Annotated in this window: 18 protein-coding genes and 1 other RNA gene; 7 read left to right on the forward strand and 12 right to left on the reverse strand. The window is 40.3% G+C overall.

Features of this window, described 5'->3' with window-relative positions:
• Positions 1-237: 237 nt before the first annotated feature.
• From EWE74_RS03680 to EWE74_RS03705, 6 genes are read right to left on the reverse strand one after another with little or no spacing between them, the layout of a single operon-like run.
• Positions 238-1482: a sulfate adenylyltransferase subunit 1 gene (locus EWE74_RS03680; protein ID WP_130140160.1), complete on the reverse strand. Its 1245-nt coding sequence runs from the start codon at positions 1480-1482 to the stop codon at positions 238-240.
• Positions 1483-1501: 19 nt separating this feature from the next.
• Positions 1502-2392, reverse strand: coding sequence for a sulfate adenylyltransferase subunit CysD (cysD, locus tag EWE74_RS03685; protein WP_130140161.1), 891 nt, complete (start codon positions 2390-2392; stop codon positions 1502-1504).
• A 25-nt stretch (positions 2393-2417) separates the two neighbouring features.
• Positions 2418-3113, reverse strand: a complete 696-nt coding sequence (locus EWE74_RS03690; protein ID WP_130140162.1) for a phosphoadenylyl-sulfate reductase — start codon at positions 3111-3113, stop codon at positions 2418-2420.
• The gene (locus tag EWE74_RS03695) at positions 3097-3690 is read right to left on the reverse strand and encodes a precorrin-2 dehydrogenase/sirohydrochlorin ferrochelatase family protein (protein ID WP_130140163.1); all 594 of its coding nucleotides are present in this window, start codon (positions 3688-3690) and stop codon (positions 3097-3099) included. The genes EWE74_RS03690 and EWE74_RS03695 overlap by 17 nt, the downstream gene beginning before the upstream one ends.
• 6 nt (positions 3691-3696) lie before the next feature.
• Entirely contained in the window at positions 3697-4461 is a 765-nt protein-coding gene (gene cobA / locus EWE74_RS03700) for a uroporphyrinogen-III C-methyltransferase (RefSeq protein WP_130140164.1), read from the reverse strand.
• Between the two features lie 25 nt (positions 4462-4486).
• Positions 4487-6598: a HEPN domain-containing protein gene (locus tag EWE74_RS03705; RefSeq protein WP_130140165.1), complete on the reverse strand. Its 2112-nt coding sequence runs from the start codon at positions 6596-6598 to the stop codon at positions 4487-4489.
• Positions 6599-6772: 174 nt separating this feature from the next.
• Between EWE74_RS03705 and EWE74_RS03710 the strand changes: the two genes are divergently transcribed.
• Genes EWE74_RS03710 through EWE74_RS03725 form a run of 4 tightly spaced genes read left to right on the forward strand, consistent with a single transcriptional unit; the run spans position 6773 to position 10243 of the window.
• On the forward strand, positions 6773-7741 hold the full coding sequence (locus tag EWE74_RS03710; protein ID WP_130140166.1) for a PstS family phosphate ABC transporter substrate-binding protein: 969 nt from the start codon (positions 6773-6775) through the stop codon (positions 7739-7741).
• Positions 7738-8625 carry a phosphate ABC transporter permease subunit PstC gene (gene pstC / locus EWE74_RS03715; RefSeq protein WP_239018547.1) on the forward strand — a complete coding sequence of 296 codons (888 nt, stop codon included), beginning with the start codon at positions 7738-7740 and terminating at the stop codon, positions 8623-8625. The genes EWE74_RS03710 and pstC overlap by 4 nt, the downstream gene beginning before the upstream one ends.
• Entirely contained in the window at positions 8622-9479 is an 858-nt protein-coding gene (locus EWE74_RS03720; RefSeq protein WP_165384633.1) for a PstA family ABC transporter permease, read from the forward strand. Before pstC ends, EWE74_RS03720 begins: the two co-directional genes overlap by 4 nt.
• A complete protein-coding gene (locus tag EWE74_RS03725) occupies positions 9434-10243 on the forward strand; it encodes a phosphate ABC transporter ATP-binding protein (RefSeq protein WP_130140168.1) in 810 nt (269 codons plus the stop codon). The genes EWE74_RS03720 and EWE74_RS03725 overlap by 46 nt, the downstream gene beginning before the upstream one ends.
• Before the next feature lie 65 nt (positions 10244-10308).
• On the opposite strand, the gene EWE74_RS03730 is transcribed toward EWE74_RS03725, so the two are convergent.
• Positions 10309-10608, reverse strand: coding sequence for a YgaP family membrane protein (locus tag EWE74_RS03730; RefSeq protein ID WP_130140169.1), 300 nt, complete (start codon positions 10606-10608; stop codon positions 10309-10311).
• Positions 10609-10679: 71 nt separating this feature from the next.
• On the opposite strand from EWE74_RS03730, the gene EWE74_RS03735 reads away from it, so the two are divergent.
• Together EWE74_RS03735 and EWE74_RS03740 are read left to right on the forward strand one after the other, a co-directional pair.
• The gene (locus tag EWE74_RS03735) at positions 10680-11552 is read left to right on the forward strand and encodes an ATP cone domain-containing protein (RefSeq protein WP_239018548.1); all 873 of its coding nucleotides are present in this window, start codon (positions 10680-10682) and stop codon (positions 11550-11552) included.
• A 194-nt stretch (positions 11553-11746) separates the two neighbouring features.
• Positions 11747-11893, forward strand: a complete 147-nt coding sequence (locus EWE74_RS03740) for an LPXTG cell wall anchor domain-containing protein (protein WP_130140170.1) — start codon at positions 11747-11749, stop codon at positions 11891-11893.
• A gap of 43 nt (positions 11894-11936) precedes the next feature.
• Here EWE74_RS03740 and EWE74_RS03745 read toward each other — a convergent pair whose 3' ends face one another.
• The 5 genes from EWE74_RS03745 to argS form a co-directional block, all read right to left on the reverse strand.
• Positions 11937-13322 carry a sigma-54-dependent transcriptional regulator gene (locus tag EWE74_RS03745; protein WP_130140171.1) on the reverse strand — a complete coding sequence of 462 codons (1386 nt, stop codon included), beginning with the start codon at positions 13320-13322 and terminating at the stop codon, positions 11937-11939.
• A gap of 50 nt (positions 13323-13372) precedes the next feature.
• Positions 13373-13764: RNase P RNA component class A (gene rnpB, locus EWE74_RS03750), an RNA gene on the reverse strand.
• 19 nt (positions 13765-13783) lie between these two features.
• The gene (locus tag EWE74_RS03755; RefSeq protein WP_262708705.1) at positions 13784-14980 is read right to left on the reverse strand and encodes a BaiN/RdsA family NAD(P)/FAD-dependent oxidoreductase; all 1197 of its coding nucleotides are present in this window, start codon (positions 14978-14980) and stop codon (positions 13784-13786) included.
• 56 nt (positions 14981-15036) lie between these two features.
• A complete protein-coding gene (locus tag EWE74_RS03760; RefSeq protein ID WP_130140172.1) occupies positions 15037-16116 on the reverse strand; it encodes a Gfo/Idh/MocA family oxidoreductase in 1080 nt (359 codons plus the stop codon).
• A 20-nt stretch (positions 16117-16136) separates the two neighbouring features.
• A complete protein-coding gene (argS, locus tag EWE74_RS03765) occupies positions 16137-17921 on the reverse strand; it encodes an arginine--tRNA ligase (RefSeq protein ID WP_130140173.1) in 1785 nt (594 codons plus the stop codon).
• A gap of 109 nt (positions 17922-18030) precedes the next feature.
• Here argS and EWE74_RS03770 point away from each other — a divergent pair, with 109 nt between their 5' ends.
• Positions 18031-19422: an arginine decarboxylase gene (locus EWE74_RS03770; RefSeq protein ID WP_130140174.1), complete on the forward strand. Its 1392-nt coding sequence runs from the start codon at positions 18031-18033 to the stop codon at positions 19420-19422.
• Positions 19423-19480 lie beyond the last annotated feature (58 nt).

The raw sequence follows: 19480 nt of genomic DNA on the forward strand, positions 1-19480 counted from the left end.
ATAGTTGTTATTTACCCTCAGATTGCTAATTTATTAAAAAAAATGAAGAATGGCGAATATTCGTTAAAATAATGTCAAGAGAAACGTAAATCGGTTATAATGGGAGGTTATATAAACTCTATTTAACATAATGTCAATTATAGGTCTTTTTATATTTTAGAATTTGACCATTCCTCTTTAAATAAAAAAAGCAACACTTAATTAGTGTTGCTTTTTTTATTGTTACCTATATATTAATTAGGCTACATTCTCAATCATTAAAGCGCCAACGGTTAAATTCGTTCGGGGGTCAATTAATATACCTTGAGAGTTCTCCGGAAAATCACGATTTAGATCAAAGACAACATCACCAGCCGCCTTAAGCTCTATTTTGGCAATATCATTCAGCTGAATGTCTGTTTCATATTGCTTTTCCTGCGTATTTACGTCAAATTTATAGAGAACGTCAGCCACCTTAACTTTAGTGACTGTTGTATGATTTTGTAGTAAATAGATTTGATTTTTATCCAAAGGTTTATTATCAAACCAGCATATATTTGCCTCAAAATTTCTTTCCGCCAATGGTGGTTGAGAAACAGCTACGAGGATATCTCCTCTTGAAATGTCAACATCGTCTGCTAAATGAACAATAATAGATTGTCCATTCTGTGCTTGATCCAATGGTTCTTCGGCTAATTCCAAGCTTTTTACCCTGCTCCTCGCTCCGCTTGGTAGCACCATAACCTCATCTCCTGTCTTTAGTCCATCGCCTAAAACACGCCCAGCGTAGCCTCTATAATCGTGTAAATCATCTGTTTGTGGCCGTACTACCCATTGTACAGGAAAACGCCACGGCTGTGGCTTTTTATCCTCTATATTAACCGTTTCCAGATAATCTAATAAGGAAACTCCTTCATACCAAGGCGTATTCTCCGAACGATTTACGATATTATCTCCTTTTAAAGCAGAAACCGGAATAAAATCCACATTTTCAAGTCCCAATCGGCTAGCCAGTGTTAGATAATCTGCTTTAATCTTTTCGTAAACAAACGGATCAAATCCAACCATATCCATTTTATTGACACAAACGAGCACCTTCTTTAATGACAATAATTTGGCAAGGAACGAATGACGTTTCGTTTGTTCAATAACTCCTTTACGTGCATCAATTAAAATAATAATCAACTCAGAATTTGATGCTCCGGTTATCATATTACGTGTGTACTGTATATGACCTGGTGCATCAGCAATAATAAATTTCCGCTTTTCTGTTTGAAAATATTTATACGCTACATCAATAGTGATTCCCTGCTCGCGCTCAGCTTTCAGACCGTCTGTTAATATCGCCAGGTCAACCGTTCCATCATTATTTTTTCGGTTGGCTTTTTTTATAGCCTCTAATTGATCGTCTAAAATCGAATTGGTATCATATAACAATCTACCAATCAACGTACTTTTTCCGTCATCTACAGAGCCTGCTGTTATAAATTTCAGTATATTCATTTCTCTCTAGCTTACTTCCTTAAAAATATCCCTGTTTTTTACGTTCTTCCATCGCCGCTTCCGAAACTTTATCGTCCATCCTTGCGCCTCTTTCGCTTACCGTTGAAGCCTTTATTTCTTCGATGATATCATCAAGTTCCGTCGCAACGGAATCTACAGCTGCTGTACAGGTCATGTCACCTACTGTTCTGAAACGAACTGATTTATGCTCTACAATATCCTCTTCGTCTATTTGTAAAAATGGTGCGGCTGCCATCCATTGTCCATTTCGCAATACAACATCCCGTTCGTGACTAAAATATATCAAAGGTAATGCAATATTTTCTCGTTTAATATAATTCCAAACGTCCAATTCCGTCCAGTTTGAAATTGGAAACACCCGAACATTTTCCCCTTTATGGATTTTTCCGTTTAAGATATTCCACAGCTCTGGACGCTGACGTTTTGGATCCCATTGTCCGAATTCATCACGTACAGAAAAAATACGTTCTTTTGCCCTAGCTTTTTCTTCATCTCTCCGAGCCCCACCTATGCAAGCGTCAAAACCATACTTCTCGATTGTGTCCAAAAGAGTCACGGTTTGTAGAGGATTTCGACTTGCATTTTTTCCTTTTTGCTCTATGGCTTTTCCTTGATCGATACTTTCCTGCACTAACCCGACAATGAGTTTTTCGCCTAACTGCTCGACCAACCAATCTCGAAATTCAATCGTTTCCGGAAAGTTATGACCTGTGTCAATATGTACTAACGGAAAAGGAAATTTTCCCGGTCGAAAAGCTTTTTTTGCCAAATGTACTAACGTTATCGAATCTTTTCCTCCCGAGAACAAAAGTGCAGGATTCTCAAATTGTCCCGCTACCTCACGCAGGATATATATTGCCTCCGCTTCTAAATGATCTAAATAATCCATCTTCTATTTATAATCTATTGACTGTTTATTGTGTGACATGTAGACCACATTCTTTTTTACTTTTATCTTCCCACCACCATCTGCCGGCTCGGAAGTCTTCCCCTTTACGTATTGCCCGGGTACAAGGCTGGCAACCTATACTTGGGAAACCCTTATCATGTAAGGGGTTATAAGGTATACCATTCTTTTTCAAGAAGCTTTCTACTTCTTCTAATGTCCAATGAAACAAAGGGTGTATTTTAATAATATTGTTTGCAGCATCCCATTCTACATTTTCCATATCTTCTCGATTGGAGGACTGTTCAGCACGGATACCCGTAATCCATATTTCAAATCCTTGTATGGCACGACGTAAAGGTTCTATTTTACGTATATGGCAACATTCTTTCCGATTCTCTACCGATTCATAGAAGCTGGAGGGTCCTTTTTCCGTTACCATTTTCTCTACAGCAGCGGTATCTGGATAATAAGCTTTTATCGGAAGCTTATACTTCTCGAGTGTCCTATTCCATACATAATATGTTTCCGGAAAAAGACGTCCCGTTTCCAATGTAAAAAGAGAGATTTCTTTTCCGGACTGTGCAATCAGATGTGTGATAACCTGATCTTCTATACCGAAAGAAGTCGAAAAAACCGTTTTTGGACCGTATTTTCGTTGCACATGCTCAACAATTTCTGCAGCGTTCAAGCCTTGTATTTCCTGCTTAATTTGTGCTATCATACGATTTCTTAACTAAAACATCTTTTGTGTGTGCATTTAAAGCACGTACCTTTTCTTGAAAGTCACCTTTTAAATTATCTCTTAGCTGTCCCATTAATTCCAGCGTTTCATCAATTTCTTCCGGAAGCAGCTCGTTAAGAAATTCTTTAAGTCGTTTGGCTATCGTAGGTGATTTACCATTCGTTGATATCCCGATTTTAAGATTACCCTTGCAAACCACCGAACCCAAGTAGAAATCACATAATGTAGGTTTATCAGCAACATTCAACAAAATGTGACGTTTGCTGGCTAGCTGACGAATATGCGCGTTCAATGTCGTATTATTCGTCGCCAACATAATCAAATCTATATTGTTGATATCACTTTCGTCAAACAGTCGCTCTGACACGTCTATATTAGTTTTTCCTTTAACGAGCGTGTAAACTTCGGGGTTGACTTCTGCCGCCACGATATGTACCTTGGCTTCGGGTGAATTGGCTAATATCGCTTCCAATTTTTCCAACCCCACGTTTCCAGCTCCTACCAACAGGGTTTGAACCTGATGAAGTTTCACATATATGGGAAACAGTTCGTTCATCTAAAATTAAACAGTAAGTGACTGAAGTTCTTTTTTTATATTTTCAAATGCTTGGTGTTTAGCAACGACATCGCCCAAAACGATAATTGCAGGCACCCCCACTAGATTTCGTTCTGCCTCTTCTAAGATGTTGTCTATCCGTCCTAATGCAATGCGTTCATTTGGTAAAGACCCATTTTGAATCAGCGCTATTGGCAATTGGCCTTTGCCATGTTGTTGATAAAAATCAACGATTTGTGCCAATTTAGCATATCCCATAAGGACAACAACAGTAGCACGGGTATGCACCGCCGACTGCAAGTCATCTGACAGACGTCCATCGGATGTAGAACCGGTAATCACCCAAAAACTTTCACTGATACCACGATACGTTAATGGAATCTGTTGCAATCCTGTCAGACCTAACGAAGAAGATATACCGGGTATCACAGCCGTAGGGATATCAAATTGTCTGACATAATCAATCTCTTCTCCTCCGCGTCCAAATACGAACGGATCTCCCCCTTTTAAACGTACGACATGACCATGCGTCAAAGCATAATCCACCAGGAGTTTATTGATATAATCTTGCGAAGTAGATATGCGTTCTGCCCGTTTGCCGACATAGATCAATGCACAAGATGGCTTGGCATACGATAACAGCTCTTCATTTACTAAAGCATCATATAGAATAACATCCGCTTCACGAATAGCTTTTATACCTTTTAGCGTGATTAGATCCGGATCTCCCGGCCCAGCTCCTACTAAAGTAATAAATGGTTTAATTTGCATTCCTTATTTCCCTCCTAATATTAAACTACACGGTTGTAGTTGTTGCCCGTAGCTCCTCTCTTCGGGCAGCAGCATCAACATAAAATGCTGTCGATTGTGTTAAATATGCTTCTGCGAACTCCTGAGAAGGTTCATATTTATTGATTTGTAATACGCGCTCTTTAAACGACGTTGAAAAAGTAAATATTTCCGTTTGCACGTATTGTGTATCAAATTCATCTATAGTCGCTATTTGTGTACTCGCATTTATTCCTTTATCCAGAAGCAATGCTTTTGCTGTCCATACAAAGGCACTATAGGCATGATATATACCGTCTGCATATTGCCCTTTTTCTAACATTATTTTTGCTAAATCCAGCTTTTCTTCTGCTTCGAATAACAACGTAGCCACTAAATCGATAACTACACCTGCACATTCTCCCACTCCGATGGCTGTATTGTATACATCATCACGTCCCCAGTCTACAAACTCGTCGTCTGTTAGATTGGTTAAATCAGCAAGGGGTTTCAGCAAACGGTAAAAATAATCTTTCGTCTGCCTGTCGTAGTAATCATGGAAATTCTCGTTTTCCAACCTATTTACTTTATAGTCATTTAAGACCAAATCTACAACCTGTGTAACCCGTTTTGTAGGTACTTTGGTAACTCTATCGGATACACGGCCAACACCATCACCAACGGTTCCGCCACCCATCATAATCTGCGCTGCTGGTAATACCTTGCCGTTAGCTTTGAGCGAAGCACCGTGAAATCCAATATGTGCTAGACTATGCTGACCGCATGAGTTCATGCAACCGGAAATCTTAATCTTCAGATTTGTTTCATAGACGAAATCTGTATGAAATTCTTCTATATATTGCTCCAGTACACGTGCCATTTCTGTTGAATTGGAAATACCTAGATTACAGGTGTCTGTTCCCGGACAGGTTGTCACATCCAATGTGCTATTGAATCCAAATCTTGCATAACCCAACTGGTGCAGCACATTATATATATGTGGAAGTGATTCTTTTCGAACGTATTTTAACAATAGATTTTGATCTTGTGTAATCCGCATATCATCAGCAACATGGCCACGAATCCCAGCTACCAGCAGCCGGGCATTGGCAGTGGATATATCTCCAGTAGGTACTTTAACATATACACCGTAGAAACCTTTTTGCTTCTGCTCGAAAACATTCGTTTTTGACCATATTTCATATGCATTTGCATCCAGAGGTTCCACAATACCCGTAAACGCAGGTGGAGGTTCCGGTTGCGTGATTTTATCTCTGTCGATGGCAAACCGTTTGTTTTTATTTGCTTTGCGCTCGATTTCAACTAACCTTAAAACTTCGTCTAATCCTAATTTTTGCACCACATATTTGAAGCGTGCCTTGTTTCTATTGTTACGCTCACCATGGCGATCAAACACACGTATAGTTGCTTCCATCAAAGGAATAAGTTCTTCTTCTGGCAAGAAATCATGTATTTTATGTGCAAGTATAGGTTGTGCGCCCAAACCACCTCCAAACATCACCGTGAAACCGCGTACTTCCTGACCGTCTATTGTTTTAACTTTAGGGATAAAGCCGAAATCGTGTATATAGGAAAAAGCCGTATCTTTTATGCTCGAGGAAAATGCAATCTTAAACTTTCGCCCCATTTCAGCACAGATGGGGTTCCGAACAAAATATTCGAATGTCGTCTGCGCGTAAGAAGAAACATCAAAAGGTTCGTCTGGATCTATCCCTGCGGCTGGAGAGGCCGTCACGTTTCGAACCGTATTACCACAGGCCTCCCGGAGTGTCATGTCATCCTCTGCTAGTTTTGACCACAGTTCGGGTGTACGATCAAGACTTACAAAGTGTATTTGAATATCTTGCCTTGTCGTGAAATGTATATTACTACTAGCATATTCATCCGAGATATCCGCGATCTTCAATAATTGCTTAAAGGTTACTTTGCCAAAAGGCAACTTGATACGTATCATCTGAACACCTGGTTGGCGTTGACCATAGATGCCTCGGGCTAAGCGTAAGGATTTAAATCTATCCTCCACAATATTCCCTTGGCGGTAAGCTCTTATTTTTTTCTCCAGCTCGATGATCTCCTGCTCTACTATTGGATTTTCTAATTCTGTTCGAAAACTTTGCATGAACCTAAACTCTTTTCTATTTACGAATTCTCTAATTTACTCCTCATTACGGCTATATTTTTATAATAGCGCGTTCGCAAAGTTACAAAATTTTTATCTATTAATAATACAAAATCTACCAATTTAGTATATATTTGTAAGAAATTTCCCGAAGTAATTCAAATAGCAAGTTAAGTGAAAATACACAATTATTTAGTATACAGCTTTTTATTTATACTTTTAACAATTTCGTGTGCTCCGAAGGTTAAAGAGGGATACGACGAAAAAAAAGGTTATACGGGAAATATCTCTATTTCCGGTGCATTTGCTTTATATCCTATCGTTGTATTATGGAGTGAAAATTTTAAAAAGGAACATCCCAATGTACGGTTTAATATTTCGGCAGGAGGCGCTGGAAAGGGTATTTCCGACGTATTGTCTAACATGGTGGATATCGGCCTAGTATCTCGAGACCTGCATCAACAGGAACTTGTGCGTGGCGCTTATCCTATACATGTGGCTAAAGATGCCGTAGTAGGTTCTTTTAACCGTAACCACCCGAATTATACCCTTTTAACAGAACGAGGTCTGACGCAAGAAGAATTAGTGGGGATTTTTGTACACAGAAAATACAAGCTTTGGAGTGATCTTGATGCTCGTTTTATAAATAAACCTATCGAAGTATACGTGCGATCGGATGCCGCAGGTGCTGCAGAAACTTGGGCCAAGTTTCTGGGAGTACACCAAGAAGGGCTAAAAGGAGTAGGTATATTTGGAGACCCCGGTTTAGTACAAGCTATTAAGGATAAGCCGCTTTCAATAGGTTTTAGCAATATCAATTTTGTTTATGATCTTAAAACAAAGCGAACGGTAGAACATATCGCTATTCTTCCGTTGGATCTTGATGGTGACGGCCATATCAATAAAGAAGAAGATTTTTACGATCATCTAGATTCCTTGACACACGCAGTCGCCACCAATCGGTACCCTTCTCCACCTTCCCGCGATTTGACATTTGTTATCCACTCCGACAAGAAGACGGCCTTATTAACGGCATTTATACAATTTGTTCTGGAAAAGGAGCAACAGGGCTATCTCCTCGAAAACGGGTATGTGCCATTGAATGACGAAATAAAGAACAATGAATTAAATAAATTAAAGTGAACTGGAGATTAATAAAAGATAAGCTAATACGGCAGAGTTTTGCTACGCTGCTGGTTTTATCCCTTGTTGTCATTGTTATTATACTCGTCGGGCTGAGTATAAAATCGATGCCCTTGCTGCGTGCTGAGCGTTTGGGCGTAATCCTTACGGAAAGTGTCTGGTCGCCAATGAACGGTAGTTTTGGATTTCTTTCCTTTATTATGGGGACAGTCTGGGTAACTTTTATATCGCTTATTATTGCCGTCCCACTTTGTGTGCTAGCTTCGGTCTATTTAGTAGAATATGCTGGTGAAGCGTTGCGCAAAATGGTTTTGCCTTTAGTGAATGTATTGGCTGCCATTCCACCTGTACTTTATGGTGTTTGGGGTGTATTATTTGTGGTTCCTTTTTTGAGCCAGTACATCGCGCCTATTGTAGGAGCAGAAACTACCGGTTACACCGTATTTGCTGGTGGAATTGTTTTGGCGGTGATGATTTTCCCGATCATGGTAAGTATTATGGTAGAAGTACTCCAGACAATTCCCTATGAATTAAAAGCAGCTTCACTGTCGTTAGGAGCTACAAAATGGGAAACCATCGTGAAAGTTATCCTGATAAAGGCCAAACCTGGATTGATAGCGGCTGTTGTGCTGGGAATTTCCCGGGCCTTTGGTGAAACAATAGCCGTTCTCATGGTCTGCGGAAACATTCCACAGATTCCGAAATCATTCTTCGACGCGGGCTATCCGCTACCCGCCTTAATTGCGAATAACTTTGGAGAGATGATGTCCATACCGCTGTATGACTCCGCATTGATGTTTGCAGCTTTACTATTGTTTGTACTTATTTTCGGATTCAATTTAATATCGCGTTTAATTCTTAACAGATTGGAGAGGAAATCATGATATCAAATGTCAAAAAGCGTCTACTAAAAGAAAAAATAGCGAAAGTGGCCATGCAACTTTCGGGTATCACCATTACCGGTTCTCTCTTTTTCATCATCGGAACGATTCTTTATAAAGGTCTTCCTTATTTATCCTGGGAAATGATCAGTCAAGCGCCGAAAGGTGGCTTTTACATCGGAAAAGAGGGTGGTATTTTGAATGCGATCTTAGGTTCGCTATACTTAGCCACCAGCTCTACTTTACTCGCCACGCTCATCGGAATTCCCATTTCCATCTTTCTGAATGTTTATGTAAAGAGCGGATCTTTTTTAGAGCGATCTTGCAAATTATTGTTTGATGTGCTTTTTGGTATTCCGTCTATTGTATACGGTGCGATTGCCTTCAGTATCATGGTTTGGGTAGGTATCCGGGCTTCATTATTGGGAGGTATTATCACGATTACCCTATTGACTATCCCCATTGTGGTGCGCACTATAGATGAGTTGTTAAGAACAATTCCTATCGATCTGAAGCATGTTACCCTTTCTTTGGGAACGACCAGATGGGAAACCGCTAAAATATGCTTAAAGTATATTAAGCCCGGTATTTTTACGGCTATTCTATTAGCATTTGGACGCGCTATAGGCGATGTAGCCGGTGTTTTGTTAACCACAGGTTTTAGTGACAATCTTCCAAAATATGTAGATGAGCCCGCCGCTACCTTACCGTTAGCTATTTTCTTTCAATTGAGTAGTCCGATTCCGGAAGTACAAGGACGTGCCTATGCTTCCGCTCTAGTTTTAACATTTATTATTTTAATAATCGTTATATGCACACATCTTCTCGCATCCAAGCAGCAGAAACACAAGACTTAGGGAATATTTCCATCCCTCATATACAAATTAAAGATCTGAACGTTGCCATTGAGGGTAAGCGTATTTTAAAAGATATCAATCTATCTATCCCTAATAATTCGGTTACTTCGATTATTGGACCGTCGGGTTGTGGAAAAACAACCCTGCTCAAAACCTTAAATCGTCTCGTAGACGACACTAAAGGCGTAGAAATTACAGGTTCGGTATTAGTGAACGGCGAAGACCTTTATGCTAAAGATGCGGAAGTTACGCATATCCGCAAAAAGATGGGGCTTCTTTCGCAAAGGCCTTTCCCTTTACCTATGTCTATTTTTGATAATGTAGCTTATGGTCCTCGAATACATGGTGAAAAAAATAAGCAGGTATTAACTCAGATCGTCGAAACCCAATTACGAAACGTTGGGTTATGGGATGAGGTGAAAGATCGGTTAGATGCTTCTGCAACCCGACTATCTATCGGACAGCAACAACGTTTATGCCTAGCTCGCGGACTCGCGGTAAAACCAGAAATTATTTTGGGAGATGAATCGACTTCGGCACTAGATCCTGTTTCTACCCAAACTATTGAAAATTTACTGATCGAACTCAAACAAGATTACACTATCGTCCTCGTCACACATATTCTTCGGCAAGCACGACGTGTATCAGATTATATCATATTTGTATATAATGGGGAAATAATAGAATTTGGAAAGACAGATGATGTCCTGCTGAATCCGAAACATGAGATTACCCAACAATACGTCAAAGGTTTTATCAGTTGATACAAAAAAGCCAAACCATCTCGCGACAGTCTGGCCAGAATTTAGTATATAACAAACAAACTTGATTATTTCTCGAAATATCGGCGTTCGATTAATGTAAGATTACGTTCCTCTTCCTCTGCTTGGTGGATTGCGCCTGTAACCGGACATTTTCCCGTTATTCCTCTAGCAATCAAGGCTCCTCCCAATGTAACACCAGAGAGAGCGGTCAATGGTTTTTTAATTACTTTCTTCAGGCTATATCCAAGAATGAAACCACCTGCTATCACGGACAGCATCCGTTCGGAACTGGTTATCGTGCCTTGTTCGCAAGCATCGTCCAGTTTCACTTTCATTGTATCTACGGCTTGTTCTATAATTCCCATAACGCATTTTTTTAAATAGAACAGTCTATTTATTCAAAATGTTTTGCTGTTTATGTAAAAAATTGTACTTTTTGAAACCCAAACAAATCATCATGAAGATTTATGTGAAAAAATACTCTGGAGAGTTGGTTCCATTTGAACCCCAAAAATTGAAACACTCCCTTTCTAAGTCAGAGGCTTCGGAAGAGGAAGTGGAGAAGGTTTTTCAACGCATACAACCGCGTCTCTATGACGGCATCAGCACGCGCGAGCTCTATGAGCTTGCCTTTGATTTACTAAAAAATCACCGTGATTCCTACGCCGCCAGGTATTCTTTAAAAAAAGCTCTTCGAGATTTAGGACCAGAAGGCTTTTATTTTGAAAAATGGATCGGTAAATTGTTTGCCAATGCGGGCTATCAAACGATTACAGGGAAAACCGTACAGGGACATGCCGTAACGCACGAAATTGATGTTATTGCCACAAAAGGGGATATTATGCTGGCTATAGAATGTAAGTTTCGAAACGATGTCGATGCCAAAATATCGGTTACCACTCCTATGTATTTCCTTTCGAGAGTAAAAGATATCAAAGGGCTGTCCTTTTCATTTTTTGAAACATCCCAACAGTTTACGGATGGCTGGCTGGTGACAAACGCTTATCTTACAACAGATTCCATTCGTTTTGGTGAATACTATAAATTAAATATGTTAGCGTGGGACTATCCCGCGAAAAACAACATTAAAAACAAAGTAGACAATTTAGCGCTGTATCCTGTAACTTGTTTAACTAATTTGAACAGTATGGAAAAGTCCCTATTGCTCAAAAACGGTTGTATACTTGTTCGCGATCTAGTAGAAAACCCCAACTACCTTCAATACTTGCAAACGGCCACACACCAAAAAAAACGCATCTTGATTGAGGCACAGGAATTAATTCACAGTCTGGTTACCGAAGAAATTTAGTTTTTGTACCAGTTATTTCTTTTTTGTTTAAATTAGAATGCCTAATTGCAATTTGTAAGAAAAAAAATAAAATGACTTTAACATTTATTTAACATACTTTAACAAAAAAGGCCTCATCTTTGCATCTATATGTTTGTTATTTAAAAGGGAAAACATTATATTATCTCAATTGTGTTTTTTTAAATATTTAAGTTATGAGAAAGATGGGGTTTATTATTCAAGACATCCCTACGGAGGGGCAGGAAACATCGCCGACGGCAGCAATTATCGTGGGGGCGGTTATACTTCTACTTATTATTATTGTACTCTATAGGAGACAAAAGCGAAAATTCAATGATTAAAAAAGCGGTGGACATCTTTTCCACCGCTCTTTTGTCATGTGTGCTAATCTGCACGCTTTAATCCAAACTTTTCAATTTTATGGTATAGATGACTGCGTTGTATCCCAATATCATCGGCTGTCTTTGAAACGTTCCAACCATTTTTATCCAATTTAAAGTTGATAAATTCTCTTTCAGCATGATCTTTAAAATCTTGAAAAGATTCAAATTTATCAAAATACAATCCCTGCCCCGTCTTCGACACTTGATTGTCGCCTTCTGCTATATGGTTATTTGTGGGATTTGCATACAACGCTACTTCTCTTTCCGTAATTTTCTTATCACTCAGTATAATCAACCGCTCGATCATATTCCGCAGTTCGCGGATATTTCCAGTCCAGGGTAAGGCTTGTAAAGCTCGCATTGCTCCCTCTGTAATTTCTTTTATCGGTGTATTATACCCCCCGCATATTTCTTCACAGAAACTGGAGGCGATAATCGGAATATCCGCTGAACGTTGTTTTAGGGATGGGACATGAATTAAGATTACACTTAAACGGTGGTAAAGGTCCATCCTAAAATTACCGTTCTCGATTTCTTTCAATAGGTCCTTGTTTGTTGCAGCGATAACGCGGACATTCACATCGATTTCCTTTTCTCCACCTACACGTGTTATTTTGTTTTCCTGTAGCGCCCGCAACACCTTAGCTTGCGCCGAAAGGCTCATATCACCAATTTCATCTAAAAATAACGTACCACCATTAGCTTGTTCGAACTTTCCGATGCGTTGCTTTACGGCAGACGTAAATGAACCTTTTTCATGTCCAAACAATTCAGACTCGATGAGTTCGGAAGGAATCGCAGCACAGTTTACCTCTATTAACGGAGAACTTGCACGAGCAGATTTTTCATGAAGCCAATGTGCAACCAGTTCCTTTCCAGAACCATTCTCTCCGGTTATTAAAACCCGTGCTTCTGTAGGCGCTACCCGATCGATGGTTTCTTTTATAATACTGATTGTTGATGATTCGCCAAGTATTTCCTTGGTTTTAGAAACTTTTTTCTTTAGAACCTTGGTTTCTTTTACCAACACCCCTTTTTCCAGTGCATTACGAACTGTGATCAGCAGTCTATTGAGATCAAGTGGCTTTTCCAAAAAGTCAAAAGCTCCTTTGCGCGCAGCCTCTACAGCAGTCTCGATAGTACCATGACCGGAAATCATGATGAAAGGCGTATCGCTGATACCTTGCGCCTCCGTCAGAACCTCCATGCCGTCCATTTTGTTCATCTTGATATCACAAAGAACGAGGTCGATTTTCTCTTTTTTCAGAATATCTAATCCATCAAACCCGTTATCGGCATCCAGTACTTTGTAATCTTCATATTCCAAAATATCGCGTAACGAGCTCCTTATAGGACGTTCATCGTCGATGATTAAGATTGTCGCCATTTATATGTTTAACTTGGTGAATAACTAATATAAGTATCTTTATTAAAAAAAAAGAAGCAAACCTTATAAGCCGGGTTCTGTATCCGAATTATTTTGGATTTCTATCATTTATCTAGGCTTGCATTCACATACAAGCTCCATCAACCTACCCATTACGAATCCCGACAAGTCGGGAGAAGACGAGCAGCCTTCGAGGTTCGCAACCTATTTGGTCTTTCAACACACGAGGTTTACCGTAATGCATGTCACCATACAAGACCGTGAGCTCTTACCTCACGTTTTCACCCTTACTGCGACAAACGTCGTAGCGGTATTTTTTCTGTGGCACTTTCTGTCTCTTATTCACATAAGAGCCTTCCCGTTAGGAAGCGTGTTGCTCTATATTGCCCGGACTTTCCTCTCTCCCGCCTAAGGGCAAGACAGCGATAGAACCGGTTTGCTTCGGTGCAAAGGTAAGAAAATTATAAATCCTGTGCAATCAGATAGCCTGATGCCCAAGCCCATTGAAAATTATAACCACCCAGCCAGCCTGTGATATCCACTGCTTCGCCTCCGAAATAAAGCCCTGACTGCGTTTTTGCTTCCAGCGTACGTGGATGGAGTTCATTGGTGGACACACCACCTCGCATCACTTCGGCTCTATCATAACCCTTATCACCTGCCGGTTTAACCACGAATTTATGTATAGTATCATATATTAATTTAGCATCTGCCTTGCTTAATGATGCAATCTTCAGATCAACTGGAAGATATTTCCCCATGGCTTCTACTATCTTTTTTGTAAAATAATCGTTCAGTAGTTGCCCTACCGTTCGTTTCCCTCCTACTGTTCGCTCATTTTTGATCAGCTCCTCTAAACGGAATTTAGGGAGAAGGTCTATCGTGAAGGTCTCCCCTGCACGCCAATACGACGATATTTGTAAAATAGCAGGGCCACTCAATCCCCAATGCGTAAAAAGAATATTTTCCTCAAAACTGATCTTATCATTATAAACCCTTGCAAAAACACTGTTCCCCGCTAGTGAAGCATACCAAATCGCCTCTTTTCCGGTAATAGTTAGTGGAACGAGTGCAGGCGCCGTGGTCACAACAGACAAACGGAATTGACGCGCTGTTCGTAGGGCAAAATCGGAGGCCCCCAATTTAGCAACTGGTAAACCTCCGGAAGCGAAAACTACTTTCTTACAAAAAAGATGTTGTTCGTTTCCTTCCCTTACAAAAGATACAGCATACCCCTCTCCTTGCCTCCTGACGGATTTTACTTCGGTATGCAACCAAATATCCTGTCCAGTTTCATAGAGTAGTTTGGTAAACACAGCCACAATATCTTTGGCTTTATTTGATTTGGGGAAAAGTTGACCAAGTGTTTTTTCCTCGCCCTGAATCCCGCCAAATGTATCAAAAAAGGAAATGGTATCCTGCACTGTCCATTGGGAGAAAGCCTCGTGTAAAAAAGATAAATTTTCGGTTACAAAATTATCTGGTTCCGTGTAGAGATTCGTATAGTTGCAACGGCCGCCACCCGATATCAATATCTTGGCTCCGGGTTTGTCATTTTTTTCCAGTATCAATGTCTGCTTCCCCAATAGGCCCGCTTGCGCGGCACACATGAGGCCACAAGCCCCTGCACCGATGATAATTGCGTCGTAATTTTTCAAGGTGATGTGGTTATAGGGTTACAAGATGATAGAGAAAAAGTGATACTTTTGGAAAATCAATAAGCGATGAGTTGTTCTTTCAGCGAAATTACGCGTTGCTCGGTCCAAGATTGTTCCGCCGCTTCTAGAATACGGATAACGTCTCTTGCTTGTTGTGGTGTTATCAGGAGTTCGGCATCACCGTCCAATACCTCCACCAGATTTCGGTAGAAGTCCTGCCCAGTGCCTTTTTCACTGGGGATAGTCTCGCGTACATCTTGTCGATTTTCGATCACATTTAATCTTCCATAGGTGGATTCATCTTCCACGCCCCAATTGTCGATCTTGTGCGGGAGCGCCCCATTGCGTAACTTTTCCTCCTGTGGATCTACGCCCGGCTTCACAAAAGAACCCTGTAGGCCATATATCGCGAACCGGGGTGTTGACTCTTTGGCTAGCATCTGTCCAAATAACGAAATTTTACGCGTCGGATAACTTAAAATAAATTCAAAATCGTCTATGGCTTTAGCATGTTCGCGTTGTTTGCGCAGATCTGCAAAGACGGCATCGGGTTTTCCGAATAGTTGCAACGCCTGATCTATCAAATGTGCGCCCAAGTCATAGTGAATACCAGAACCCGGCAAATCTTGCTCCCGCCAAGCTCCCTCGCGCAGGAAGTTTCTAAAACGATCATAACGCGCTTGATAATTGACCACCGAACCTAATCTATTACTGTGTATTACTTTTTTAACCGTCTTAAAATCAGAATGAAAGCGTGCATTGTGATGCACGGTTAACACACATCCCTTTTCCTTTGCAAGCGCAATCAGTTCATCCGCTTCCGCCGTGGTATTCGTGAAGGGTTTTTCCACGACAACATGCTTTCCTGCTTCTAACGCACGTTTCGTTAGTGAAAAATGCACGTCATTGGAAGTTGCCACCACCACAATGTCCACCAGCGGATCATCTATGATTTCATCTACGGTCGATACGGCTATCGCCGAGGGATATTTGTTCGTTAAAATTTGCTGTTGCTCGGGTTTTCGAGCCGTTACTTTATACAATTCCAAGGATGGATTTCCAACAATGAAAGGTGCATGAAAGACTTGTCCTCCTATCGAAAATCCAATTAATCCTATTTTATATTTTTTTTGCATAGTGTTGATCTTCCTGTTGTTTACATCCTTTCGGGCACTTCAATTCCTAGCAACCGCATACATTCCGAAATAATCCGTGCGGCTATGGCCGACAAGTGTAAACGGAAGTTTTTCACGGTTTCATCCTCAGCTTTTAGAATACTTTCCTCGTGATAAAACTTGTTGTATAACTTGGCTAACTCATAAGCATAATTCGCCAGTTGGGCGGGCGAAAACTCTTTCGCTGAGGCTTCCAACACTTCGGGATAGCGACTTAATGATTGTATTAAATCTTGTTCATAGACAGACAGCTCAGAAGGATTTCCTAAAGAAACAGATGCGTCAAAAGAGGCTTTACGGAGCACCGACTTAATACGTGCATGGGTGTATTGAATAAATGGTCCGGTATGGCCTTGAAAATCAACAGACTCATTAGGATCAAATAATAATCGCTTTTTAGGATCCACTTTCAACAAAAAGTATTTTAATGCCCCCATGCCGATAGTATTGTACAGTGAGGACTTTTCCTCCTCTCCTAACCCCTCGGTTTTGCCTAATTCTTCGGTACGCATTTTGGCAGTTTCCAACATTTCTGCCATCAAATCATCGGCATCCACCACCGTTCCTTCCCTAGATTTCATTTTTCCTGAAGGCAAGTCAACCATACCGTAGGATAAATGGTACAAGCCTTCAGCCCAAGATTTTCCTAATTTCTTCAAAATGAGAAATAACACCTTAAAATGATAATCCTGCTCATTACCGACCACATAAATCGACTCGTTCATTTTGAACTCGTCATATTTTAGCTGAGCAGTGCCTAAATCCTGCGTAATATATACCGATGTGCCGTCTCCCCGTAACACCAATTTCTGGTCCAGCCCTTCATCTGTTAAATCAATCCAAACGGAGTTGTCTTCTTTCCGGAAGAAAACACCTTTGTCCAACCCTTCCTGAATAATATCCTTACCGAGCAGATAGGTGTTCGATTCATAATAAAACTTATCAAAATCTACCCCCAATTGCTTATAGGTTTGTTCGAAACCTTCGTATACCCAACCATTCATCGTCTTCCATAACGCGATAACGTCTTCGTCGTTAGCTTCCCATTTTTGCAACATTGCCTGCGCTTCTTTTATCAACGGGGCATTCTTTTTCGCCTCCTCTTCCGTTTGCTCCTGCTCTTTCAAAGCGTCAATTTCCTTCTTGTATTCTTTATCGAAGATAACGTAGTATTTTCCGACCAGATGATCACCTTTCAGTCCGGAAGAAGCGGGTGTTTCGCCATTTCCATATTTTTGCCAAGCGAGCATCGACTTACAAATGTGGATACCACGATCATTGACAAGATTGGCTTTCACGACATCATAGCCATAAGCTTTTAAGATCTCCGCAATCGAGTAACCTAATAAGTTGTTACGTATATGTCCTAGGTGAAGCGGTTTGTTGGTGTTGGGAGAACTATACTCCACCATGAGTTTCTTTCCATTAGCAGGGAAAGATCCAAAAGTCGGGGCTACCAATGCCGTATTGACCAGTGTTATCCAATATTGATTGGAAAGACTAATATTTAAAAAGCCCTTAATCACGTTGAAGTCAGCAATTTCTCGAACGTTTGCTTTTAACCATTCCCCGATATCTGCACCTGTCTGCTCAGGAGATTTCTTGGAGAAACGTGTTACAGGAAAAACGACAACCGTGATATGCCCCTCAAACTCTTTCCGAGTTTCCTGTAGCGTTATCTGTGCGGAAGGAATATCCGCACTATAAAGCTCCTGCACGGCGCGAATAGTCTGCGCAATTAAAGTCTGTTGAATAGAATTAGCCATGTAATTATTTCGTAATTTTTGTAACTATCTGATAATGAATGTTAAAAATTAAACCTTCGATAGCAAGGTATTCATCATGAAAGTATATCTTTGCCAAAAATAATAAAAAATGCAAAGCTATCAGGAATTTCTTGACTTAAGTGTTGGTTTTCCACAAGACGGGTTCGAAGTTATCGACGACGAATTGTACTTCCACGATCTGAATTTGATGGAGATGATAGAGACGTATGGCACACCATTGCGTTTTACCTATTTACCTATCGTCAGCAAAAAAATTCAACAAGCAAAAATTTTGTTCCAAACAGCCATTCTAAAGAATGACTACCGAGGAACTTATAAATACTGTTATTGTACAAAATCTTCACACTTCAAACATATCGTTGAAGAAGCGCTGAAAAATGACATCCATTTGGAGACGTCATCTGCTTTTGATATGCCGATGATTGATGCTCTAGAGCGTGCCGGAACGGTCAGTAAGGATATTACCGTAATCTGTAATGGCTTCAAGACCTACCAATATAAGCAGTATATCATTGATATGATCCACGATGGATTTAAAAATATTATTCCTGTCCTGGATAACAAAGAAGAGTTTAATTTGTATGATGATGAGATCGAGCTGGACGAGCCTTGTGCGCTTGGTATCCGCATCGCATCGGAGGAACAGCCAGATTCACAATTCTATACATCTCGGTTGGGTATACGGTCGGAAGATGTTATCGATTTTTATAACAATAAAATTGTAAACAATCCAAATTTCAAGGTCAAACTATTACATTTCTTTATCAACTCCGGTATTTCCGATACACCGTATTACTGGAATGAGCTGGAGAAATACGTGACGTTATACTGTAAATTTAAAAAAGTAAACCCAGACCTCGATACCCTTGATATCGGCGGAGGCATGCCGTTTAAAGATTCTTTAGTACATGATTTCGATTATGAATATATGGTAAACGAAATCATTAATCGCATCAAACAGATCTGTGCACATCATGAGGTAATGGAACCCGATATTATTACCGAGTTCGGTAAATATACGGTAGCAGAAGCGTCCGGTATTTTGTATAAAGTATTGGGGCGTAAACAGCAAAATGACCGGGAAAAATGGTTTATGATTGATGGTTCTTTTATTACCAATCTGCCGGATGTCTGGGCGTTAAACCAAAAATATATCCTCTTGCCTATAAATAACTGGGATTCGGAATACGAGCGTGTCACGTTAGGCGGTATTACTTGTGACGGACAAGATTATTACAATCAGGAAGCGCATATGGATTCTATTTTTATGCCGAAAACCCGTAAGGTACAATACGTTGGGTTTTTCCACACGGGCGCTTATCAAGATGTGTTAAGCGGTTATGGTGGTATACATCATTGTTTGCTACCTTCGCCTAAGCATGTGCTGATCCGTAGAAACCGCGATGAGACATTCAATTTTGAAGTTTTTGGAGAAGAGCAGAATTCTAAACAGGTGATGAAGTTGTTAGGCTATCAGTAATGAGTATTGCATGATGAGCATAAGCATCGGAGTATTCCGGTGCTTTTTTTTTACTATA

Source organism: Sphingobacterium corticibacterium (genome assembly GCF_004208525.1).
In the GTDB taxonomy this organism is placed as follows: domain Bacteria; phylum Bacteroidota; class Bacteroidia; order Sphingobacteriales; family Sphingobacteriaceae; genus Sphingobacterium; species Sphingobacterium corticibacterium.